Source organism: Shewanella sp. 1180_01, from assembly GCF_052850535.1.
Window position 1 is genome coordinate 51,045 of sequence record NZ_VXCT01000007.1, and the last position, 20,365, is coordinate 71,409.

Consider the following 20,365-nt stretch of genomic DNA (forward strand, 5'->3'; position numbering starts at 1 on the left):
TGCCAACCTATTAAGGGCTGGCATTATTTATTCAGCTAAATCAAATGACTCAACTAATCAATGGGAAAATTAAGCCTTCAGCTGATCGATACTGTGTTTCGCTTCGCTCATGCCTTTGTCGTGTGCTTCAGGACCCATGTTCAGCGCTTCGGCGTAAACCACTTCAACATTAGTGATACCAATAAAGCCTAAAACCGTTTTCAAGTAAGGTACAACGTGATCCGTTGGGCCATCTTTGTGAGCGCCGCCACGGGTCGTCACTAACACAGCGCGTTTACCTTCCACTAATCCTTTTGGACCCGTTTCAGTGTAAGTAAAAGTCACACCAGCGCGGGCAATGAAATCGATCCAGTTTTTAAGTTGAGCCGGAATAGTGAAGTTATACATAGGCGCTGCGATAACAATAGTGTCGTTCGCTTTTAATTCAGCAACTAAGGTATCTGATAATGCGAGCATTTCTTGCTGACGTGCCGACAATTCTGCACCACCACGTAAACCAGAAGCTATTTCACCGTCTACCATAGGCAGCACGTCTTTACCGCCTAAATCACGTACTGTGATAGCGGCGCCTTGGGTTTCCCAGTGGCTAGCTAAGTGGTCAATTAACACGGCAGATTGTGAATAACCGCCAAGAATGCTTGATTTTAAAATTAAGACTTTAGACATAATCTGCTCCGAAAATAGGTAAATGACTCAGAGTCAGATGGAATATCTCAACTCTATGACGCTAGTGTATTCGCCCATAAAAAAGAAATAAAGTGGATAAAATTTGAGATTCACTTCGATTTTTTAGAAAGGTTATAGGTTGTTGCGACGTGCTATAAATTAACTCGCTTTCGGCGCACTGACATACAGGCCTTCGAATACCGCACAAAGCTTAGCATCACAATACAATTGCACAGCTAACTTCACTTTAACTCTGCGCCCCCTTTGCAACGGGCTGAGATCCACATCTGGCCATTGCACTGTTACCACAGGGTCACAAGTCACTGGAGCGAGATAACGAATATGGGCATCGGCGAGCACAATGTCACCCGCAACGCCAGCTAACTGCTGGTTCAGCCACACAGCGCCCCAGCCAGTTAAGGTCATCAAGGTATAAATGCTGCCGGCAAACATGGTCTGATGCAGATTAATATTGGGCGCTATCGGCGCAGTGACTCGAAACTCACCCTCGCTGTAATCGAGTGGCGCAATCTGCATAAATTCGCTAACAGGAATAGTACTGTGCCACGTCTGGCGTAACTGAGTGAGTAATTGAGTAAGTAGTAATTCATCCATGTGCATTTACCTCGATACAACCCTCTTCACAGCTAACACCGAATAAGTTCAACACTCTATCCCCCAGAAAAACCACGCGATGACTAATGTAATAGCTAACGTAATAGCTAACGTAATAGCTAACACAATAACTAACGCAATCACTCGTGCGATAAGAAGCTACACCTGCAGATTAAAAGTCACAGGGCCATCATTGACTAAGGACACTTGCATATCGGCGCCGAATTGTCCGGTTTCTGTGGTCACGCCCTTAGCGCGGCAAAATGCGACAAACTCTTCATACAGTGCCAAGGCTTGATCCGGCGTACCGGCGCCCGAAAAACTCGGTCTCAAGCCACGGCCCGTATCGGCGGCCAAGGTAAATTGCGACACCACTAACAAAGAGCCACCGACTTGCTCTAGGTTGAGATTCATCTTGCCATTTTCATCGGAAAACACGCGATAACTCATCACTTTAGTTGCCAGTTTTTCCATCTTCTCACGGGTATCCTGCTGCTCGACGCCCAGGAGTACCAACAGACCCTTATCGATTGCACCTATGGTTTGATTATCGACAACCACACTGGCGCGGCTCACTCTTTGAATTAACGCAATCACAACTTTTCCTTTTTAGATTAAGGCTTAACGGGAACCATTTGCTGCATGAGCGGGATAGGACGAATATATTGATCGATGCCATCTGGCAGGGATTGCGCGACTTGTGCCAAACCGCCATTGGTCCACAGCATAAAACGACGTAACTCTTCGATTTCAACACGATCGGCAAAGGTGACAGTGCCTTGTATTTGGATCACAGCGCCTTGGTCCAGCAACACGAACTTGGCAAAATTAAGCTTTTGATTCAAAGTGCCAATCACCACAGGCAGCTCTTGGCTAGCCTGTAATTGCGGATGCACAGCATAGAAACGATTCATTAAAATACGGTCAATGCCCGCAGAATTAATACTCGGCTCAAGCAAAAACTGGTTATTACCAAACTGCACCGCGACTTTAGTTGGCGCAACCTTGGTGGCCAAGTAGTTAGCGTTAATCAACGCTTGATACAAGCGCTCAGCGGCAGCGTCATTGGTTAGTCCACCCAGTTCAACGACTTTGGGCGCGACGGGCGCACTCACGGTCTCCTGAGCCACCACAGGGTCAATCGCGCTGGTTTGCGAGGGCGCCGTGGCGGCACAGGCAGTTAATCCGAGTAAACTGGCACTGATGAGCAATGTTTTCATTGTATTTCCCTTTGATGTATCCACGACCACATAGCATGGATTTCTGCTGTGACCGCCAAAAACAACGACTCGCTATTGAGCATATGTCCGCCGTCGGCAACAGATTGAATCGTAATAGCATGCTCTAACCCAGCCAAAAAATCGCGCAATAGCGCCGCTGGGCAAATCGCATCCTGCATTCCTTGCAATAACACACTACGCGCCTTCACCCTAGGCGTCACGCGTTGCAACACACTCATGGCATTGAAGTAATCATGCAGAGCAAAGTGCAATTCGATATCCGCTAACGCTAATACTGGGTCAGGTAACTGTCTTGGCAACACCAATCTCGCCCCCGCGAGCTTTAGCTCCCACTGAACCCAACGCCGCGCAAAATGGTGTCGCAGGTTTTCATCGGCCGATGCCAAACCTTGATGGTATAAATCCAGCAGTTCAGCCAGCGATGGCGCAACGGGCGCATTACCACTGAAGAGTCGATAAGCCGCAGGTTGCAATTTTGCCGCGCCGTCAGCGCCATAGAGCCAATCGATGCCTTCTTTAGACGGAATAAATAACGCCCACAGCACTTGCGCTATCACCCGTTCGGGAAATAATCCGCTGTAAATTAAGCCTAATGTGGCCCCAAAGGAGCCGCCCGCTAAACACCAGCGCTCAATACCTAACGCGAGGCGAATAGCCTCCATATCGCAGATCAAACCATTAAGATGATTATGGGCTAAATCGCCAAAGGGCAAGGATTGCCCAGAACCTCGTTGATCTAACAGCAAAATCCAATATTGTTCGCCATTAAATAGGGCTAAATCACCGATATCACAACCTGCTCCCGGACCGCCGTGCAAATACAACAGAGGGATACCTTGAGGATTACCGTATTGCGCCAGATGTAATTGCTGACCATTGCCAACGCTAAACCAGTCGCGGCGGATAAAAGGGGGAAAGGATTCGGGCACTGATTCAGGCATTAAGTGTTATCGCCATTACTTAACCGTTTAGGGATGTCATTCCGATTTCGCCACGGCCTTGAGTGCCGTCACCTCTGCCGACGTTAATACTGACGACGAATCACCTTGGCTGGCATCTGCTAATGGCTTGGCATTCAAGGCCGTTTCATCATCAGAGCTTGATTCATAATCTAAATATTCTGGCATAGCCGCGGTAATTTCCGCGCCGAGCAGCACTATCATCCACGATAAATACACCCAGACAAACACTATGGGTATCGTCGCGAGCGCGCCGTAGATGGCTTCATAACTTGGAAACTGAGTCACGTACAAGGCAAAGCCTTTTATACCTAGCTCAAACAAGAGCGCGGCCACAATCGCCCCCAATAACGCATGTAAAAACTTCACCTTCTGATTCGGCACCACCATGTATAAAAGCAGGAATGCGGCAACTGAAAACAACATGGGCAAACGCGCAATAAAAATCGGCAACATGCCCGATAAAGCTTCAGCTTCAAACACCTTCAGTGAAATCACATAGGAAGATGCGACCAAACTCGCCCCGACCAATACCGGCCCTAACGTTAGCACCATCCAATACATAGAAAATGCGACCACCACGGAACGCTTCTCTTTAGTGCGCCAAATGTTATTGAGTGATTTGTCGATGGCGGAAATCAGCATAATGGCAACCACCACTAAGGCCGCGATCCCCACGGCTGTGCCCTTAGACGCATTGCCCACAAATTCATTGATATACACTTGCACTGTGTCGCCAGCAGCGGGTAAAAAGTTTTCGTAAACAAAGCCTTCTATCTGCCCACGAATGCCCTTAAACACTGGAAACGCCGACAGCATAGACATAGTCACGGCCACCATAGGCACGAGTGACAATAGCGTGACATAGGCCAAGTGTCCGGCGCGGATATTGATCTGATCTTCCACTAAACGCCGCCTTAAATGCAGCAGGAAGTGCCAGATCCCGAGGAATAAGACGCGAATTTGTGCCAGTTCTATCTTCTTAGTCACGGGTTTCTCTTGATTCTGTTGGTATAGACTCGTTATCTTCGTACAATAAACACTTAATTTACAAGTCTAAGGAGTGAATTGATGTCTCAACAAGGATCTGCGGGTAACGTTATTTCCGCTATTGCTAGCCTATTTTTCCCTGGGTTAGGCCAACTATTACAAGGCCGCATTATGGCCGCACTGTTATTTTTCATTATCACAGTGGTGGGTTATGCCCTCTGGTGGCTAATTGTGCCCGCGGTAATAGGTGCTATCTTTCATCTGTGGAGCATTATCGATGCGGCCCGATTTAAGGCCGATTAATTTCAATTCACTCAGTGACGGAATACCCAATGAAAAGACTGATAACTTCAGGCCTGATTGCCGCAAGCCTCCTGCTCAGTGGTTGCCAAAGTGCCTATTACGGCGCGATGGAAAAGGTCGGTTACCATAAACGCGATATTATGGTCGACAGAGTTAAAGACGCGAAAGAATCCCAAGAGGACGCCCAAAAAGAGTTCAGCTCGGCCCTCGAAGAGATGCAAGCCCTGCTCAATCACGATGGCGGCAACCTAGAAAAAGCCTATAACAAGGCTAAGGATGAATACGAATCGGCCCAAAGCGCCGCAGATAACGTCAGTAACCGCATCAAGAAAGTTGAAGATGTAGCCGAAGCGTTATTCGATGAGTGGCAAGATGAAATTGGCGAGATCAGCAAAGCCAGCCTGCGCCGTAACAGTGAAGCTAAGCTCAAAGAAACCCGCCGCGCCTACGAACAATTGATCAAAAGCATGCACCGCGCCGAATCAAAAATGCCGCCCATCCTCACCGCCATGAAAGACAACATGCTGTATCTCAAGCATAACTTGAACGCCCAAGCCATTGGTGCGATCAAAGGCGAATTTGCCAGCCTGCAAACCGATATTTCAGGCCTGATTAAAGAGATGAACAAATCGATTAACGAGTCGAACAAGTTTATTGAGTCACTCGAAAAATCCAAAAGTTAGCTTGAATACCTTTGACTCCTTCGAGGCGCAAGCTGTTAGTTTCAATTAAAGAAAACAGAACTAACAGCTTGGGCTAACTCATCGCCGCTTAATATGAGTCATTGTTAGTGAGTTGCTGACATTGCACATCACACTAAGTGATTGACCATTTATCAAATTATCCCGCAGGAAAAATCTACCGCGAGTTGTCACACGATCTTAGCTACAGGCCGGATTCAAATTATCCGTCTTATATTGCTAATGCCTTTTCAAGATCGGCAATTAAATCTTGAGGATCTTCAACGCCAATACTCAGTCTGATCAGGTTATCGTTCACCCCAGACGCCAGCCTGCTCGCGGCATCCATTGCCGCATGAGTAGTACTTGCTGGGTGGCAAGCTAGGCTTTCTAGATCGCCTAAACTGACCGCTTGAGTAAATAGGTTTAAATTATCTAAAAACTGCGCCGCTCGGCTAAACCCGCCTTCAAGCTCAATACTCACCATACCGCCAAAGGCATTTATCGTTTCACTCAAAACTTGATGCCCAGGGTCCTGTGAAAGCCCAGGGTAATAGACTTTTGCGACGCTCGGATGTGATGCTAAAAAAGCAGCGACTTTAGCGGCTCCCGCAAGATGGGCATCCATTCGCAACGCTAAAGTACGTAAACCGCGCTGCAGTAAATAGGCTTCCTGTGGCCCAATAGCAGCCCCAATATGCTTAAGTGCTATGGTGCGAATTGGCTGCATTAATGCTTTACGGCCCGCGACCACACCTGCGATTAAATCACCATGTCCACTTAAATATTTAGTGGCACTGTGCATCACGATATCTATGCCATGTTCCAGCGGTTTGAATAAATACGGCGTTAAAAACGTATTATCACAAATGGTGATTGCCCCAACCCGCTCAGCGGCGAGCTTTACCTTACGATAATCACTGACTTTTAACGTCGGATTGGTAATAGGCTCAAATAAGATAATTTTTGTCTCGGGGCTTATCTCAGACAATAAGTGGTCGTCATCTTGATAACGGCGCACTGTAATGCCCGCGCGGGTCAGCGTTTGGATTAGAAATGCCGCAGTACCACCATATACAGGATCGATAAATGCGATCTCATCACCTTGACTGGCCAAGGCATAGAAAATACTGCTGATTGCCGCCATACCACTCGCAACCACGAGCGCGTCATCAGCCCCCTCTAGCTGGGACAATTGGTGTTCAAGAGCCTGTACTGTGGGATTCGCCATACGACTGTAGATAAACCCAGGCTGTTCACCGGCAAAACGCGCTCGACCATCTTCGGCACTGCCATAGGCAAAAGTGCTACTTTGATAGATAGGTGTCGTGAGCGCACCCGTTGAGTTTTCAGCGGTATGATGGGTGTGAAGTAATTTGGTTTTAAACTGCATAATAGATCCTAATAACAATTAAATAGCATTGGCAAATGAGGCGTAATGCGCTTTCGCAACATCAGGATGTGAGCGTAAACGCCCTTTTAATACGTTTTGGCCAACTTGGTGAAAGAGAGGATTTAATGGATCGCTTGCAGGCCCTTGGGCTTGGCGTGCCAAATATTCAGGCAAGGGTAACAAGGGAACCGTAGCGTTCAACTGTGCCGCCATAAAAAAGGCGCAAGAGTAGCGCTCAACTCCAGCAGGCGGGCTAGTGGCCCTGTGATAAGTGGCTTTTAAATACCCGTTAGAGGCTAACTCAAGTAACTCACCTATATTAACAACAAAGGCGCCCTCCAAGGGCGGTATGCTTAACCAGCCATCGTCAGTCTGGACTTCTAAACCCGATTGCTTATCTTGTAGCACTAAGGTGAGGTAGCCAGGATCTTTGTGCGCTCCCACCCCTTGACCAGAAGTCTCTCCATTCGCACTTGGATAGCGGATAAGCTTCATGTGTTGATATGGGCCAGCATCAATCGTTGCATCGAATGCGGTCTCTGATTGCTCTAATGCGACAGCGAGCGCCTTCAATAGCGTAACACTGGTATCGGCTAAGTCCTGTTGCCATTCCAATAAAATCGTTTTCATCTGCGGTAATTGGGACGGCCATTGATTAGGTCCTTGTAATTGCGACCATTTTGGCACATCCGAACGCGGAGGATTAGCGGTTTCCTCTTGCATTATGTCAAATTGCTCACGCAAATCAGGCTTCCCTAAGGTCAATTCACCTTGTAAACGGGTATAACCACGAAAATGAGGCGTGTTCGTCATTTTCACCGCGAGCTTATCGGCGAGAGGGAGCGCAAAGAAATCCCTAGCTAACTGAAGTACTTGCTGCTGTCTCGCGAGCTCAATGCCATGGCCAGTTAAATAGAAAAAACCTATCCTTCTAGCTGCATCGGCAAGTTTAGTAATAAAGGCATGACGACTTTGCCCACCCGCATGCCAATCGCTTAAATTCAATATCGGTAATTGTTCCATCAATGACTCCAATTCAACGCATGATTTGAGTCGGATTCTATGCCTTTATAAGGTAATGGATAACGAATTAATAACCATTTGATATATCAAGAAAGAATATTAGATCATTTGGATATATAGACATCTAGGCTTCCCTTTCACTTGTCGATGAGTCGTAACGTTACTCATCTCGCCTCCCTGCAACCCCTTCTTTTTTTGTGCAAGCCCAAAACACTTGGCTTTGTGAGCTATGGCGCGCTTTAGTGGATTGATAGCGCCAATCTTAGACCTGTCGCACAATTTCACTTAATACTCAAAAACTTATCATCAGTTCATCACTCAGACACTGTACTCGTTACTCATTCGCTGTATTCATCACTATGACTTTTATCGAATCACTCACCCTGATGTTGGCACTCATGTATCTCGCCTCGCTCAGCTATTGGAGCGGCCAGAAATGGGGCGCTGCCGCCACACAGTTACTCAGCGTCAGCGCCGTCGCGATTAGCCTTTACTGGCCATTGGCACTCGGACTGATTATTGCGCTGCCGTTGGCATTATTGGGGCATAAATTTGCGCCAGATTCTTTCAAGGGTGAGATTAAAATCAACACCCTGCGGGAAGGCACTCAGCATGTCTTAGCGCTATCGCTTTTGCTGGTTGCCGTGCAATACACAATCAACACCATACTGCTTAAGCAAGGGATCACACCTTGGCTCATGCGCCCCGATGTGGTCGATGCTTTCCTGCCGATTGCTGGCGGCATTGAGCTTAAGGCCATTGTCAGTCTGAATTTATGGGATCAAACCCATCCTGCGGCGGCGGTGATGTTAGCTGCGGTATTACTCACAGGATTACTCTGCAAGCGAGCATTTTGTGGCTGGGCTTGCCCATTAGGTTTGGCAGGAGAATATCTGTATGCCTTTAGAAAACGCTTTATTAAATCAGAACTAACACCACCCGCTTGGCTCGATTGGCCACTGCGTATGCTCAAGTATCTATTGTTGCTTGGCCTCTGTTACATAGTGATTGGTATGCCAGCGCAATCGATTCCTAATTATCTCGAAGGTAATTACCATAAGATTGCCGACTTGAAGATGGCACTGTTCTTTCTAACACCGAGCCTAATTACCTTATTAGTGTTTGCGTTGATCCTTGCCTTAGCCGCATGGCGCCGTCAGGGATTCTGCCGTTACTTGTGCCCTTATGGTGCCATACTCGGGATCTTAAGTTTTGCGAGCCCCTTAAAAATCCGCCGCGATAGCCAGCACTGTCTTATCGAAGCAAAAGGAATGAAATGCGACAAGTGCAGCCGCGCCTGCCCAGCAAACATCATAGTACACACCAAAACCACGGTTCGCAGTGACGAGTGCCAAGCCTGTATGCGCTGCGTCGCCGCTTGTCCAAAATCAGCCGCCCTTGGCCTAGGACTTAAATCCGGCCACAGACTCGGCCACAAGGGATTGCTTGCATTAGTGCTAATCGCATTATTTATTCTGCCGTTGGGCGCGTACTTAGCGGGTTTCTGGCATAGCCAAACACCCGACAATATCCGCATGGAACTGATCCAAGTGATAGATAGAGTGGGGCATTAGCTGGGTATAGGTTTGCTTTTGAACTAGTCTAAGGTGGTGTGTTATTATGCGCCTCCTTAAACTGTCATTGAAAATTTTATCGTATGAAACAGAGTAAATTTCGCAGCGTGTTGTTTCTATATATTTCCATGCTATTCATTTTAAATTGTTCTCGCATAGCGAATTACATTGTATATCGCGATTATTATAAGGAAACTCTCGATTTACTCACGGTGATATTTACATCATTTCGCTTTGATATCATGACAACAGGCTACGTCATGCTCATACCTACATTGCTAATATTAGTACCAGGAAGTGGTCGTATTGCAACGTTCATCAAAGGAATGGGCTTAAAGCTTGGTTTAATTATGCTATTGCTGTCTACGCTAGCACTTATAGGAGACTTCATTTATTTTGGTGTAGTAAATAGACACACATTTAGCGATCTACCATTATTAATGACTGAAACATCTTTCGTATTACCATTTTTGGTGAAAGATCATTTAGCATTAACGATATTAAGCTTTGCTATCATTATTCTAGCAATTATTTTTCTAATAAAGAAATATCAATTGTTTTTCCACAACAATCAAAAGCATAGAACTCTTGCATCACAAATCAGCGTATTTATTATCGCTATCCCAGTTTTGATATTATTCCTACGGGGATTAAATTTACAGGGTAAGCCACTTGGTATTATCGATGCTTATAAAAACCAAAGTGAACAACAAGCAAATTTAATCTTAAATGGTATTTACACTGGCGGTAAAGGTACCACTCAAATTTTTAAGCGTACCGATTATAATTTCTTTAGTTCAGAAGAAATTAAACAACATCTCAATAAAACAGAAGATGAAGCATATAAATACCCATTCTTAAGTCAATTCCCAGAGAATACACCTAATGGTCGTAACTTAGTTATCATTTTGGTTGAAGCATTAAGTTATGCTTATATTGATGGATTATCGGGTTCAGACTATAAAGTAACCCCATTCTTAGATGAGTTGTCAAAAAAAGCTGAGGTTTATGATAATTTCTATGCCGCTGCTCAGCGTAGTAACTTAGGCGTTCAAGCGAGCTTATTTGGCTTGCCGCCCCTTGAGAGTGTTGGTTATATCGGAGGTGGCCTGGAATTATCACGACTAACAAAAATTGGTAATATTGCTCAAGCCCATGGCTATCAAACCCAAATGCTGCAAAGCTCAAAACGTGACTCGATTCGTTTAGATTCAATAGCCAACTATGCCGGTTTTCAGCAATATCTTGGACGCAGTGATATCCCGATAACACGAACAGATTATCCCGATCCTGATGGCGCACAATTTGGTTGGGATTATGAGATGTTGATGAAAACACTCGAATTAGCAAACAAAAAAACGCAGCCATTTATTAGCTTTTCGTTTACAGGCACCACCCATATGCCCTATGTCGAAACACCGAAGCACTTACAGGTTTATCCATATGGGCAAGATACATTTACAGATTTTTTGAACACTGTTAGATATACAGATGAAGCTCTTAAAGCATTTTTTGCAGAAGCATCAAAACAGGACTGGTACGAAAATACGACCTTTATGATTTTGGCAGATCATACTTTGTTCAACACGAAAAATCCGGGCTTAGAAAGTGCGTTCCATATTCCGTTATGGATTTACCGTCCTGGACAAAACATAACTCCTAAACGGCATAAAATACTTGCAAGCCAACTAGATATTTTACCTACAGCTTTTGATTTACTCGGCTTTAATGACGAGTTCGCATCAGTTGGTCGCTCTCTTTATAGGGAACGAAAACCCTATAGCATTGTTGTAAAAGGTGACTTACTTGGTGCATTTACCAACTCGGGTAATTTTTTAATTGCTGGAGATAAAATCATATCAGAGAGCGATAATGCAGATTTTATTGAGAATCAAGCTCCTCAGTATGCAGAACAGCTAAAACTTGAATTTCAACTCTCGCAACAAGCAGTTTTGAACAATACTTGGGTTAAGTAGTGCATTCAAAACACCGCTAATCTGACGAAGTACACTGCAGATAATAGCTTACATCACTATCTGCAGTATTTTTAATATATAAGTCATAACATTGACTACAATCAGGCAACCACTCGATTTTATCGCTGATACTATTCCTATGCGAGTACCAGATAAGTGGTTTTATGTTCCATCACGGAGCTAGCCTATGCGACCCAACCGACAGCAACTGATCCGTTCGTTATTTGACGAATACATTGAGATGTATTCCTCCCGTGATGACAGGCTAACCCACCGCTTTAGTGAGAACTTTAGCGGCTATGCTGGCAGTAGTGACCAGCTTGTGACCGACAGGGAAGAATGGGTGCGGATCACTCGGCAGGACTTTGCACAAGTGCCTGAGCGGATCCATATCGAAATGTTAGATCTCTCCTTACAAGATCTTGCCGATAACCTCGTGGTTGTGACTGCCTTTTTCCATATCCACTTACCCATCCCTAATCCTATGTTTTCCCGCGAAACGGCACGGCTAGTATTGATATTTCGTTTAGAACACAAAGACTGGATGATTGCCCACAGTGGCATATCCATCCCCTACGGCTTAGCCCACAAAGGGGAGATTTACCCTATAGCCCGATTAGAAGAGCGTAATGTCGAACTTGAATCCATGATCAAGGCGCGAACCTGTGAGCTGGCAGAAGCCAATAGGCAACTCGAAATACTCAGCAATACCGATGGTTTAACCAATATCGGCAACCGCCGCCTATTTGACATGATGTTACAAACGGAGTGGAGCCGAGGACAAAGGAGCAATTCCTCACTGGCACTCATCATGCTCGATATTGACCACTTCAAACAATTTAACGATCACTATGGCCACCTCGCCGGCGATGATTGCCTTAAACAACTGGCCAGTACTTTGTCCCAATCCGGCCGCAGAGCGGGCGAACTCGTGGCTCGCTACGGTGGTGAAGAATTTGTCATTCTGTTACCCAATATCGACAAACAAACGGTGCTCGACACAGCGCAGCATATTCATCAACTGATCCAAACCATTGCCATTCCACATGCGAATACCGACCTTGGTATTGTGACCGTCAGCGCAGGAGTCGCTTATCTGCAGCCCTCTAACCAACAAAATGCTTTAGAACTCGTTCGCCAAGCCGATGCCGCCCTCTACCGCGCAAAATCAGCAGGCCGCAATTGCATACGGGTGATGAATGAGAAGTAATACAAGATCTTAAGATTCAGCATTTTTAACTAATCGCCGGCATACCCTATTTTCTCATTGCAGAACAACAGAGTTACAACGTTGAGCTGAGCCCAACGCGCCACAGAGAATATATGCTGCAAGCACTAAGCTTTTAGCGATGTAACGAATAAAACTTCACATCAGCTCCATAGCGCAAAGTATCGATATGCCCATGACCAAATAAGTTCCAACAAAAAGCCCCACATAGTTTCCTATGCAGGGCTTTTTAAACCGATTGACTCACCTTAATGGCGAGTCAGACGCTCATTAAGCGCGGTTAAAGCGCTTACGATCGTTTTCAGTCAAGTGTCTCTTACGAACACGAATGTTCTTAGGCGTTACTTCAACTAATTCGTCATCATCGATGAACTCAAGCGCTTGCTCAAGTGTCATGGTGATTGGCGTAGTCAGTACTTGAGCTTCGTCAGTACCAGAAGCACGCATGTTGGTCAGCTGCTTACCTTTCAGACAGTTAACTGTCAGATCGTTTGAGCGAGCGTGGATACCAACTACTTGGCCTTCGTATACTTCAGCGGCATGGCCGATAAAGAGACGACCGCGATCCTGTAGACCAAACAGTGCGAAGGTCAGAGCCTTACCAGTAGCGTTAGAGATCAATACGCCGTTAGCGCGTTGACCGATATCGCCACCTTTGTGTGGACCGTAATGGTCGAACGAGTGGTAGATTAGACCAGTACCAGAAGTCGCAGTTAAGAATTCAGTTTGGAAACCGATTAAACCACGGCTTGGGATGATGAAGTCGATACGTACACGACCTTTACCATCAAGTTGCATGTCTTTCATTTCAGCTTTACGGGTACCTAACTTCTCGATCACTGTGCCTTGATCTTCTTCTTCAACGTCAACAGTCAACGTCTCGTATGGTTCACACAGTTCACCGTCGATGGTTTTCAGAATTACTTCTGGACGTGATACGGCTAACTCGTAACCTTCACGACGCATGTTTTCAATCAGGATTGATAAATGCAATTCACCACGACCAGATACGCGGAAGCGATCTGGACTTTCTGTTTCTTCAACACGCAGTGCCACGTTGTGGACTAATTCTGTTTGCAGACGTTCCAGAATGTTACGTGAAGTCACATACTTACCTTCTTTACCAGCAAAAGGTGAAGTGTTAACTTGGAAAGTCATAGTCAGAGTTGGTTCATCAACAGTCAAAGCTGGCATTGCTTCTACTGCGCCAACGGCACAGATAGTGTCAGAAATTTTCAGCTCGCCTAAACCTGTGATAGCAACGATGTCGCCCGCGTTAGCAATTTCAACTTCAGTACGGTCTAGACCCATGTAACCTAATACTTGGCCCATTTTACCGTTACGAGTTTTGCCATCAGCGCCAATAATGGTCACTTGTTGGTTAGTTTTAACGCTACCACGCTTGATGCGGCCGATACCGATAACACCCACGTATGAGTTGTAGTCGATTTGCGAAATTTGCATCTGGAACGAACCTTCGGCGTCAGCATCTGGGAAAGATACTTTTTCAACGATAGTTTGGAACAGCGGCGTCATATCATCGCTCGCTACATCCGGATCTAAAGTTGCAAAACCGTTTAACGCAGAAGCGTAAACGATTGGGAAATCTAACTGCTCGTCGGTTGCGCCTAAGTTGTCGAACAGGTCGAATACTTGGTCGATAACCCAATCTGGGCGTGCACCTGGACGGTCAATCTTGTTGATAACAACGATTGGCTTTAAGCCTTGAGCAAACGCTTTCTTCGTTACGAAGCGAGTTTGTGGCATTGGACCGTCAACGGCATCAACCAGCAATAATACTGAGTCAACCATAGACAGAACACGCTCAACCTCACCACCGAAATCGGCGTGGCCTGGGGTATCAACGATGTTAATACGGTAGTCGTTCCACTTGATGGCAGTATTCTTTGCCAGAATCGTGATCCCACGTTCCTTTTCAAGATCGTTGGAGTCCATCACCCGCTCAGTGGCTTCTCCTCGGGTTGCAAGGGTGCCTGACTGTGACAGCAACTTGTCTACCAGGGTCGTTTTGCCATGGTCAACGTGTGCAATAATGGCGATGTTACGTAAATTCTCTAGCACGGATAAACCTCTTACCATCAAACAAAAATAGGGATATTTCAGTAATTCGTTATGGCGATCTAGCTCGATCCGCCACAATAAAAAGCGTGCCATTCTACTCCAGAGCGGCCTTGGCGCACAGGATTATTTTTGAACACTTATAAAACAATCCGCCGATCCTTGGGTAATTCCTGCCAATATTCCATTGAGTGAAATCCTCTACCACCACAGTTAAAGCACTGTTCAATTGCCATATTAGTAGGGAAAATCCGAGTTAAGCAGCTGAATTTGCTATTTTTCATACTCTAGACGCAAACCATTTCTGCTGATTTAAACATCAATTAAAATTGATATCACAGCGATGAAATCATCTCACCGAGAAACAGCAATAAATTCTAGCGTACATTTAACTGGGCATTCATATTGGCGTTTATGACCGCGAAAACTGAATGTCTTTAAGACTCACTTCATTGTCACGCTATACCTTTATTACGCATTACTTATTCACTTGGTCTGTGAACGGCAAAGACATTTCGCACATGAGAACGAACTCTTTCCTAATAATATGATAATAAACCACTATTGGATTGAGAATGCGTGGCATAGTTGGACAGACTAGCGTGGTTTTATGACAATTTTGCGGCGGCGAAACAGCCCAGAGAAATAGTCCAGTTCTGTGCTGAAAAGATGTGCGAGATTCAGTGCTGCTGTCCTTATGCGACTAATGTGAGCCAAGGCGTCACTGCCATCTCACTGCCACATAAGCAGTGCATGTTATTACTTTGGATCCAAGCCTAGGTTTGCATGAATCAATTCAGTGCGCACCAAAATGGATTGATGCACCAAAATGCCACAGCTAAAAGCACCATAGTGGTGCAAACACGAATCCAATTAAGTGCAGAAAAGATTTTAAACCATGTTAATCAGCTAGTTAAATTATTGGCATGGATATCGCTTTATCGCTCGTAAGTTTGGCTCAAGATAAATAACTTGAGTTAAAAGATTATAGAAGGGGCATCCCTTTACCCTACCGGAGGCTTGAGAATGTCAGTTGAATCAGTTTTAAAGCAACTTGAAGAATTAGAAGTTAAGTTCGTTGATTTACGTTTTACCGACACTAAAGGTAAAGAGCAGCACGTATCTATTCCTTCTCATCAGGTAGATGCTGATTTCTTCGAAGACGGCAAAATGTTTGACGGTTCTTCTATCGCAGGTTGGAAGGGCATTAACGAATCAGACATGGTACTGATGCCAGATCCAACGACATTCGTACTGGATCCTTTCACCGAAGAAACCACAGCGCTGATCCGTTGTGACATTCTTGAACCAGGTACTATGACGGGTTATGACCGTGACCCACGTTCAATTGCTAAAAAAGCAGAAGCTTACCTAATCTCTACAGGTATCGCTGATACTGTGTTGATTGGCCCAGAACCAGAATTCTTCCTATTTGATGATGTCCGTTTCGGTACTGACATGTCTGGTTGTTTCGTTAAGATCGACGCTAAAGAAGCGGCTTGGAACTCAGGCACTAGCTACGAAGGCGGCAACACAGGTCACCGTCCATTCACTAAAGGCGGTTACTTCCCAGTTGCACCGGTTGACTCATCACAAGACCTACGTAGCGCTATGTGTTTAGTGCTTGAAGAAATGGGTCAAGTGGTTGAAGCGCATCACCACGAAGTGGCGACTGCGGGTCAAAACGAAATCGCTACTCGCTTCAATACTTTGACTAAGAAAGCGGATGAAATCCAAATTCTGAAGTACGTAGTGCACAACATGGCACACGCTTACGGCAAGACGGCGACTTTCATGCCTAAACCTATCGTTGGTGACAATGGTAGCGGCATGCACGTTCATCAATCTCTGGCGAAAGACGGTGTTAACTTGTTCGCTGGCGACAAATACGCAGGTTTAAGTGAAACGGCGCTGTACTACATAGGTGGTATCATTAAGCACGCTCGCGCGCTGAACGCTTTCACTAACCCAAGCACTAACTCTTACAAGCGTTTAGTGCCACACTTTGAAGCACCTGTTATGTTGGCCTACTCTGCCCGTAACCGCTCTGCATCAATCCGTATTCCAGTGGTACCAAGCCCTAAAGGCCGTCGTATCGAAGCGCGTTTCCCAGATCCACATGCCAACCCATACTTAGGTTTCGCAGCGCTGCTGATGGCCGGTCTTGACGGTATCCAAAACAAGATCCACCCAGGTGAAGCGATGGACAAAGATCTGTACGATCTGCCTCCAGAAGAAGCGGCTGAAATCCCACAAGTGGCAACGTCATTAGAAAACGCCCTTGAAAATCTGCAAGCTGACCATGAGTTCCTGACAAAAGGCGGCGTGTTCAGTGAAGATTTCATCCAATCTTATATCGTACTGAAAACAGCAGAAGCTGAGCGCGTAGCACGTACAACTCACCCACTTGAGTTTGAAATGTACTACAGCCTGTGATGGCTAGCGCTATACAACCGGCTCGCTTTATGTAATTGATACAGAAATATAAAAGCCTCGATAGCAACGCTATCGGGGCTTTTTGTATTTTGAAGGTATATACAACTTTTATTCTGATTCAATCATCGCGTTGCTCTCTAAATAGGCATCATCGCCAACCACTCTTTTATCATTCAGAGAAGGCACGCCAGACACCGCGGCAACAGCAACAATAGAGATAGATGGTTAAAAACCGACCTAAACTAAACGAGGATGCAGCAGAAAAACCACCTATATAGTCGGAAGTTAACTACCGCGCCATTATTGTTAAGTGTCCACGCTTTATTCAACTAGGCAGGTTATTGTCAGGGGCAAAATCTGCCAGTTGGGCAGGTTCGCCTGACTCAAATGACGCAAATGGTACGCCATCTAACACGCGCTCATTTTTAAATACACGGATTTCAGAATCAGGTAACTGCGTCATCAGCAATGACAAGATAGTGTGCATCTTATCCAATGGGCAATGAAGACGAATACTTGCGCGTAAGCCCATTGTTCGTACATCCGATTGGCAGGCAATAAATGGACGATTCCGCGTTACCTTAATCAAATGGCGATGCCCATTTTTTATAGGGCTCTCATAAGTTGTCTCTACATTTTTAAAACCGGTGAAGAAAAATGCCCCCAGAGCCATTCCGCCTGCACCAATCAGCGCTGCTGGGCCTAAAAAAGCCACTCCGACAATACAAACCACCACCCCAAACCAAGCCAGCCCCCGCACTACCGCGTAGGCGACATCCGGAATAGCGTCATGATAGGTAGTAACTAGCCCCTCGGTGGTGAGCCGATAGTGGTACAGCTTGTCTGCAAACCAGAGGTAACGAGCAGATAAGCACATAATTAAAGCCATGATGATTAACCCGATACCCAAGCTAGTATCGCCAGATAGCAAATAGCACCCTATAAGTGCTAAGAAACCACACGGGATCAGGAAGGTTAACCAAAATAGACCATAGACAGTCGCCACCCGAATATCCCACTCATAAAGCGTGGGCGCCTCACGCACCCGCTGCTGACGTAGCTTATTGAGCCGGCTTTGCTCCTCTTGGGGTAATTGCAGGAACTCACTGCGCGGCAGGTCTTCATACCGACTGTCGTCCAACAGTTTTGTCTCTTGCTCTGTCGACGCCAACTGCTGCTGCGGCGCTGCTCTCTTATTCATATAGCTATTCCTTTGCTGTGCCTACGGACTGCACGGTCATCGTTAACCTACCCACACAGCTCGTACTTAATGTCTTCTCGCCCTTGACGATCTTGCCGCTATAAGGCCTGTTAGCATCTTGGTGGAAAAGCTGCCACTGATGACACCGAATCTCGCGCCAATAATAGGCGCGAGGAAAAACGTTAACTGGGCAGGGGATTCTCAGGGGCAAAATCTGACAATTGGACTGGTTCGCCATCACGGGTGCCAACTTTAGAGAGGCCAACTATTCGTTCATTTTTCAATAAAAAGAGTTCCGCCCCCGGTAATTGCTTCATCAGTAGCGACAACACTTTATGCATATCTTCGGGATGACAATAACAGTCGAGATTTGAATAATATCCGAAATAAAACCTGTCTGTATCACAGGATATATATGGCCTCTTGTGGGTCACTTTTATCATGTGGGGATGTCCACGCTTGATAGCACTTATTGAGGTGGTTTCTACATTTTTAAAACCAGTAAAGAAAAATGCCCCTAGAGCCATTCCGCCTGCACCAATCAGCGCTGCTGGGCCTAAAAAAGCCACCCCGACAATACAAACCACCACCCCAAACCAAGCCAGCCCCCGCACTACCGCGTAGGCTGCATCCGGAATCGCGTCATGATAGGTAGTAACTAAACCCTCGGTGGTGAGCCGATAATGGTACAGTTTGTCGGCCAACCAGAGGTAGCGCATAAATGGCCCAAAAATCATCACTATGATGAGAAAATAATACCATTGCTCAAATCCATACCAGTATGTCACCAACCCAACTAGAGCCGTAATCCCGCACGGAATAAGGACCATGACCCACCCAATGCCATACACAGTCGCTACCTTAATATCCCACTCATATAGGGTCGGCGCCTCACGCACGCGCTGCTGACGTAGCTTATTGAGCCGGTCTTGATCCTCTTGGGGTAATTGCAGGAACTCACTGTGTGGCAAATCTTCATACCGGCTGTCGTTCAACGGTTGTGTGTCTTGCTCTGTCGACGCCAACTGCTGCGGCGCTGCTTTATTGTTCATCCTGTTACCTCTCGGTAGACTCTACTTGTAGCGTGGGCATCGCCAAGCGTAAATCCAGTCATCCATTTTAAATCAGCAACATAATATGCTCTCGGCCTACCCTCAAGCGAATATTTACTGAAACAGTTTTAAGGAAAGTAATAAAAGTAGCTAGATGGCCAGTGAGGGAAGTGGAGACTGATTTTAAAGAGTATGTTCAAAACTCATCAGAGTTCTGCGAAGGCACGGCATACAAACCTCCATGATTAATACTTATCCAAAACAAGAGTCGCCGTTAACAACTAGGTTATTGAGCTTGGTTGTATCTCGTTTCTGTTGATGAATAATTGACAGATATAATCATATAGTTAGAATGCCAAGCTGTTGAAACAGAACAGGTTGGCATCAAATGAAACCTGATCTGGTTCCACATCACTAACGCTCTCAGTTGATCAAGTGAGTAGATCATACCGAAGCAATGCAGTTTTTCACATATAAACAATGGAGTGATTATGCGTTGGTTGACTTGGTTGGTCGTGTGCTGTTCTCTCACGGGATGTGCAACGATAACGTCGAGGATGGGAGAAGATTCAACTTGGGGTCATTCTTTCTCAAGTGTGCAAACGGCTGTTGATAATGGCGAGGAGTGTATGATTATCTCCGCGTTGGCGGCCCCGCCCTTGCTGCTCTTTACCATCCCGCTGACACTTGTTGATATGAGCAGTGCGTTGATCATCGATACTGTTATGCTACCTGCAGATTTAGCGATCACGCCCAGCGATCCCAAGCTCCACACCCCGCGACCTATGGTCTGCCGCTATGACTACAAGATTTAAGCATAATCGCACCCAATAAATAACCTCAAGTTGCCTGTGTGGCGGTGAATTAGCGCCGACATACGGGAACGACCATGTCGCGGTTTACCTCCCAGAGTGTTGTGCCTTGTTAGTTGTAATTACGTAGTACAACC

18 protein-coding genes are annotated in these 20,365 nt (G+C 45.9%); 7 read left to right on the plus strand and 11 right to left on the minus strand.

Translation table 11 applies throughout. From position 1 onward, the window contains the following. Positions 1–69: 69 nt before the first annotated feature. From azoR to FW758_RS06180, 6 genes are all read right to left on the minus strand, one after another. Complete coding sequence (gene azoR, locus FW758_RS06155) at positions 70–666, minus strand: FMN-dependent NADH-azoreductase (protein WP_006079792.1); 597 nt, start codon at positions 664–666, stop codon at positions 70–72. 159 nt (positions 667–825) lie between these two features. Then, a complete protein-coding gene (locus FW758_RS06160) occupies positions 826–1,281 on the minus strand; it encodes a thioesterase domain-containing protein (RefSeq protein WP_432370387.1) in 456 nt (151 codons plus the stop codon). A gap of 159 nt (positions 1,282–1,440) precedes the next feature. Beyond that, positions 1,441–1,878, minus strand: a complete 438-nt coding sequence (dtd, locus tag FW758_RS06165; protein ID WP_011982175.1) for a D-aminoacyl-tRNA deacylase — start codon at positions 1,876–1,878, stop codon at positions 1,441–1,443. Positions 1,879–1,895: 17 nt separating this feature from the next. Then, positions 1,896–2,501 carry a hypothetical protein gene (locus FW758_RS06170; protein ID WP_259527451.1) on the minus strand — a complete coding sequence of 202 codons (606 nt, stop codon included), beginning with the start codon at positions 2,499–2,501 and terminating at the stop codon, positions 1,896–1,898. Then, positions 2,498–3,463, minus strand: a complete 966-nt coding sequence (locus FW758_RS06175) for an alpha/beta fold hydrolase (RefSeq protein WP_446444927.1) — start codon at positions 3,461–3,463, stop codon at positions 2,498–2,500. Before FW758_RS06175 ends, FW758_RS06170 begins: the two co-directional genes overlap by 4 nt. A gap of 36 nt (positions 3,464–3,499) precedes the next feature. After that, positions 3,500–4,471: a virulence factor BrkB family protein gene (locus tag FW758_RS06180; protein ID WP_446444928.1), complete on the minus strand. Its 972-nt coding sequence runs from the start codon at positions 4,469–4,471 to the stop codon at positions 3,500–3,502. An 81-nt stretch (positions 4,472–4,552) separates the two neighbouring features. Here FW758_RS06180 and FW758_RS06185 point away from each other — a divergent pair, with 81 nt between their 5' ends. Both FW758_RS06185 and FW758_RS06190 read left to right on the plus strand, forming a co-directional pair. Continuing rightward, a complete protein-coding gene (locus FW758_RS06185) occupies positions 4,553–4,774 on the plus strand; it encodes a hypothetical protein (RefSeq protein WP_006079786.1) in 222 nt (73 codons plus the stop codon). Between the two features lie 29 nt (positions 4,775–4,803). Next, positions 4,804–5,457 carry a DUF2959 domain-containing protein gene (locus tag FW758_RS06190; protein ID WP_006079785.1) on the plus strand — a complete coding sequence of 218 codons (654 nt, stop codon included), beginning with the start codon at positions 4,804–4,806 and terminating at the stop codon, positions 5,455–5,457. A gap of 229 nt (positions 5,458–5,686) precedes the next feature. Here FW758_RS06190 and FW758_RS06195 read toward each other — a convergent pair whose 3' ends face one another. Both FW758_RS06195 and FW758_RS06200 read right to left on the minus strand, forming a co-directional pair. After that, entirely contained in the window at positions 5,687–6,847 is a 1,161-nt protein-coding gene (locus FW758_RS06195) for a trans-sulfuration enzyme family protein (protein WP_446444929.1), read from the minus strand. An 18-nt stretch (positions 6,848–6,865) separates the two neighbouring features. After that, a complete protein-coding gene (locus FW758_RS06200; RefSeq protein WP_446444930.1) occupies positions 6,866–7,870 on the minus strand; it encodes an isopenicillin N synthase family dioxygenase in 1,005 nt (334 codons plus the stop codon). A 359-nt stretch (positions 7,871–8,229) separates the two neighbouring features. Between FW758_RS06200 and FW758_RS06205 the strand changes: the two genes are divergently transcribed. The 3 genes from FW758_RS06205 (at position 8,230) to FW758_RS06215 (ending at position 12,630) form a co-directional block, all read left to right on the plus strand. Next, positions 8,230–9,444: a 4Fe-4S binding protein gene (locus tag FW758_RS06205; protein ID WP_446444931.1), complete on the plus strand. Its 1,215-nt coding sequence runs from the start codon at positions 8,230–8,232 to the stop codon at positions 9,442–9,444. 260 nt (positions 9,445–9,704) lie between these two features. Beyond that, positions 9,705–11,420 carry an LTA synthase family protein gene (locus FW758_RS06210; protein WP_237709421.1) on the plus strand — a complete coding sequence of 572 codons (1,716 nt, stop codon included), beginning with the start codon at positions 9,705–9,707 and terminating at the stop codon, positions 11,418–11,420. A gap of 187 nt (positions 11,421–11,607) precedes the next feature. Next, a complete protein-coding gene (locus FW758_RS06215; RefSeq protein WP_011982169.1) occupies positions 11,608–12,630 on the plus strand; it encodes a GGDEF domain-containing protein in 1,023 nt (340 codons plus the stop codon). A gap of 288 nt (positions 12,631–12,918) precedes the next feature. Here FW758_RS06215 and typA read toward each other — a convergent pair whose 3' ends face one another. Beyond that, positions 12,919–14,730 carry a translational GTPase TypA gene (gene typA / locus FW758_RS06220; protein ID WP_012196535.1) on the minus strand — a complete coding sequence of 604 codons (1,812 nt, stop codon included), beginning with the start codon at positions 14,728–14,730 and terminating at the stop codon, positions 12,919–12,921. Between the two features lie 1,023 nt (positions 14,731–15,753). On the opposite strand from typA, the gene glnA reads away from it, so the two are divergent. Beyond that, a complete protein-coding gene (gene glnA / locus FW758_RS06225) occupies positions 15,754–17,163 on the plus strand; it encodes a glutamate--ammonia ligase (protein ID WP_006079778.1) in 1,410 nt (469 codons plus the stop codon). 325 nt (positions 17,164–17,488) lie between these two features. On the opposite strand, the gene FW758_RS06230 is transcribed toward glnA, so the two are convergent. Continuing rightward, positions 17,489–18,364, minus strand: coding sequence for a hypothetical protein (locus FW758_RS06230; protein ID WP_446444932.1), 876 nt, complete (start codon positions 18,362–18,364; stop codon positions 17,489–17,491). A 182-nt stretch (positions 18,365–18,546) separates the two neighbouring features. Next, positions 18,547–19,416 (minus strand): hypothetical protein, encoded by an 870-nt coding sequence (locus tag FW758_RS06235; RefSeq protein WP_446444933.1) that lies wholly within the window; start codon positions 19,414–19,416, stop codon positions 18,547–18,549. Positions 19,417–19,973: 557 nt separating this feature from the next. Between FW758_RS06235 and FW758_RS06240 the strand changes: the two genes are divergently transcribed. Then, a complete protein-coding gene (locus tag FW758_RS06240; RefSeq protein ID WP_251068942.1) occupies positions 19,974–20,231 on the plus strand; it encodes a YceK/YidQ family lipoprotein in 258 nt (85 codons plus the stop codon). Positions 20,232–20,365 lie beyond the last annotated feature (134 nt).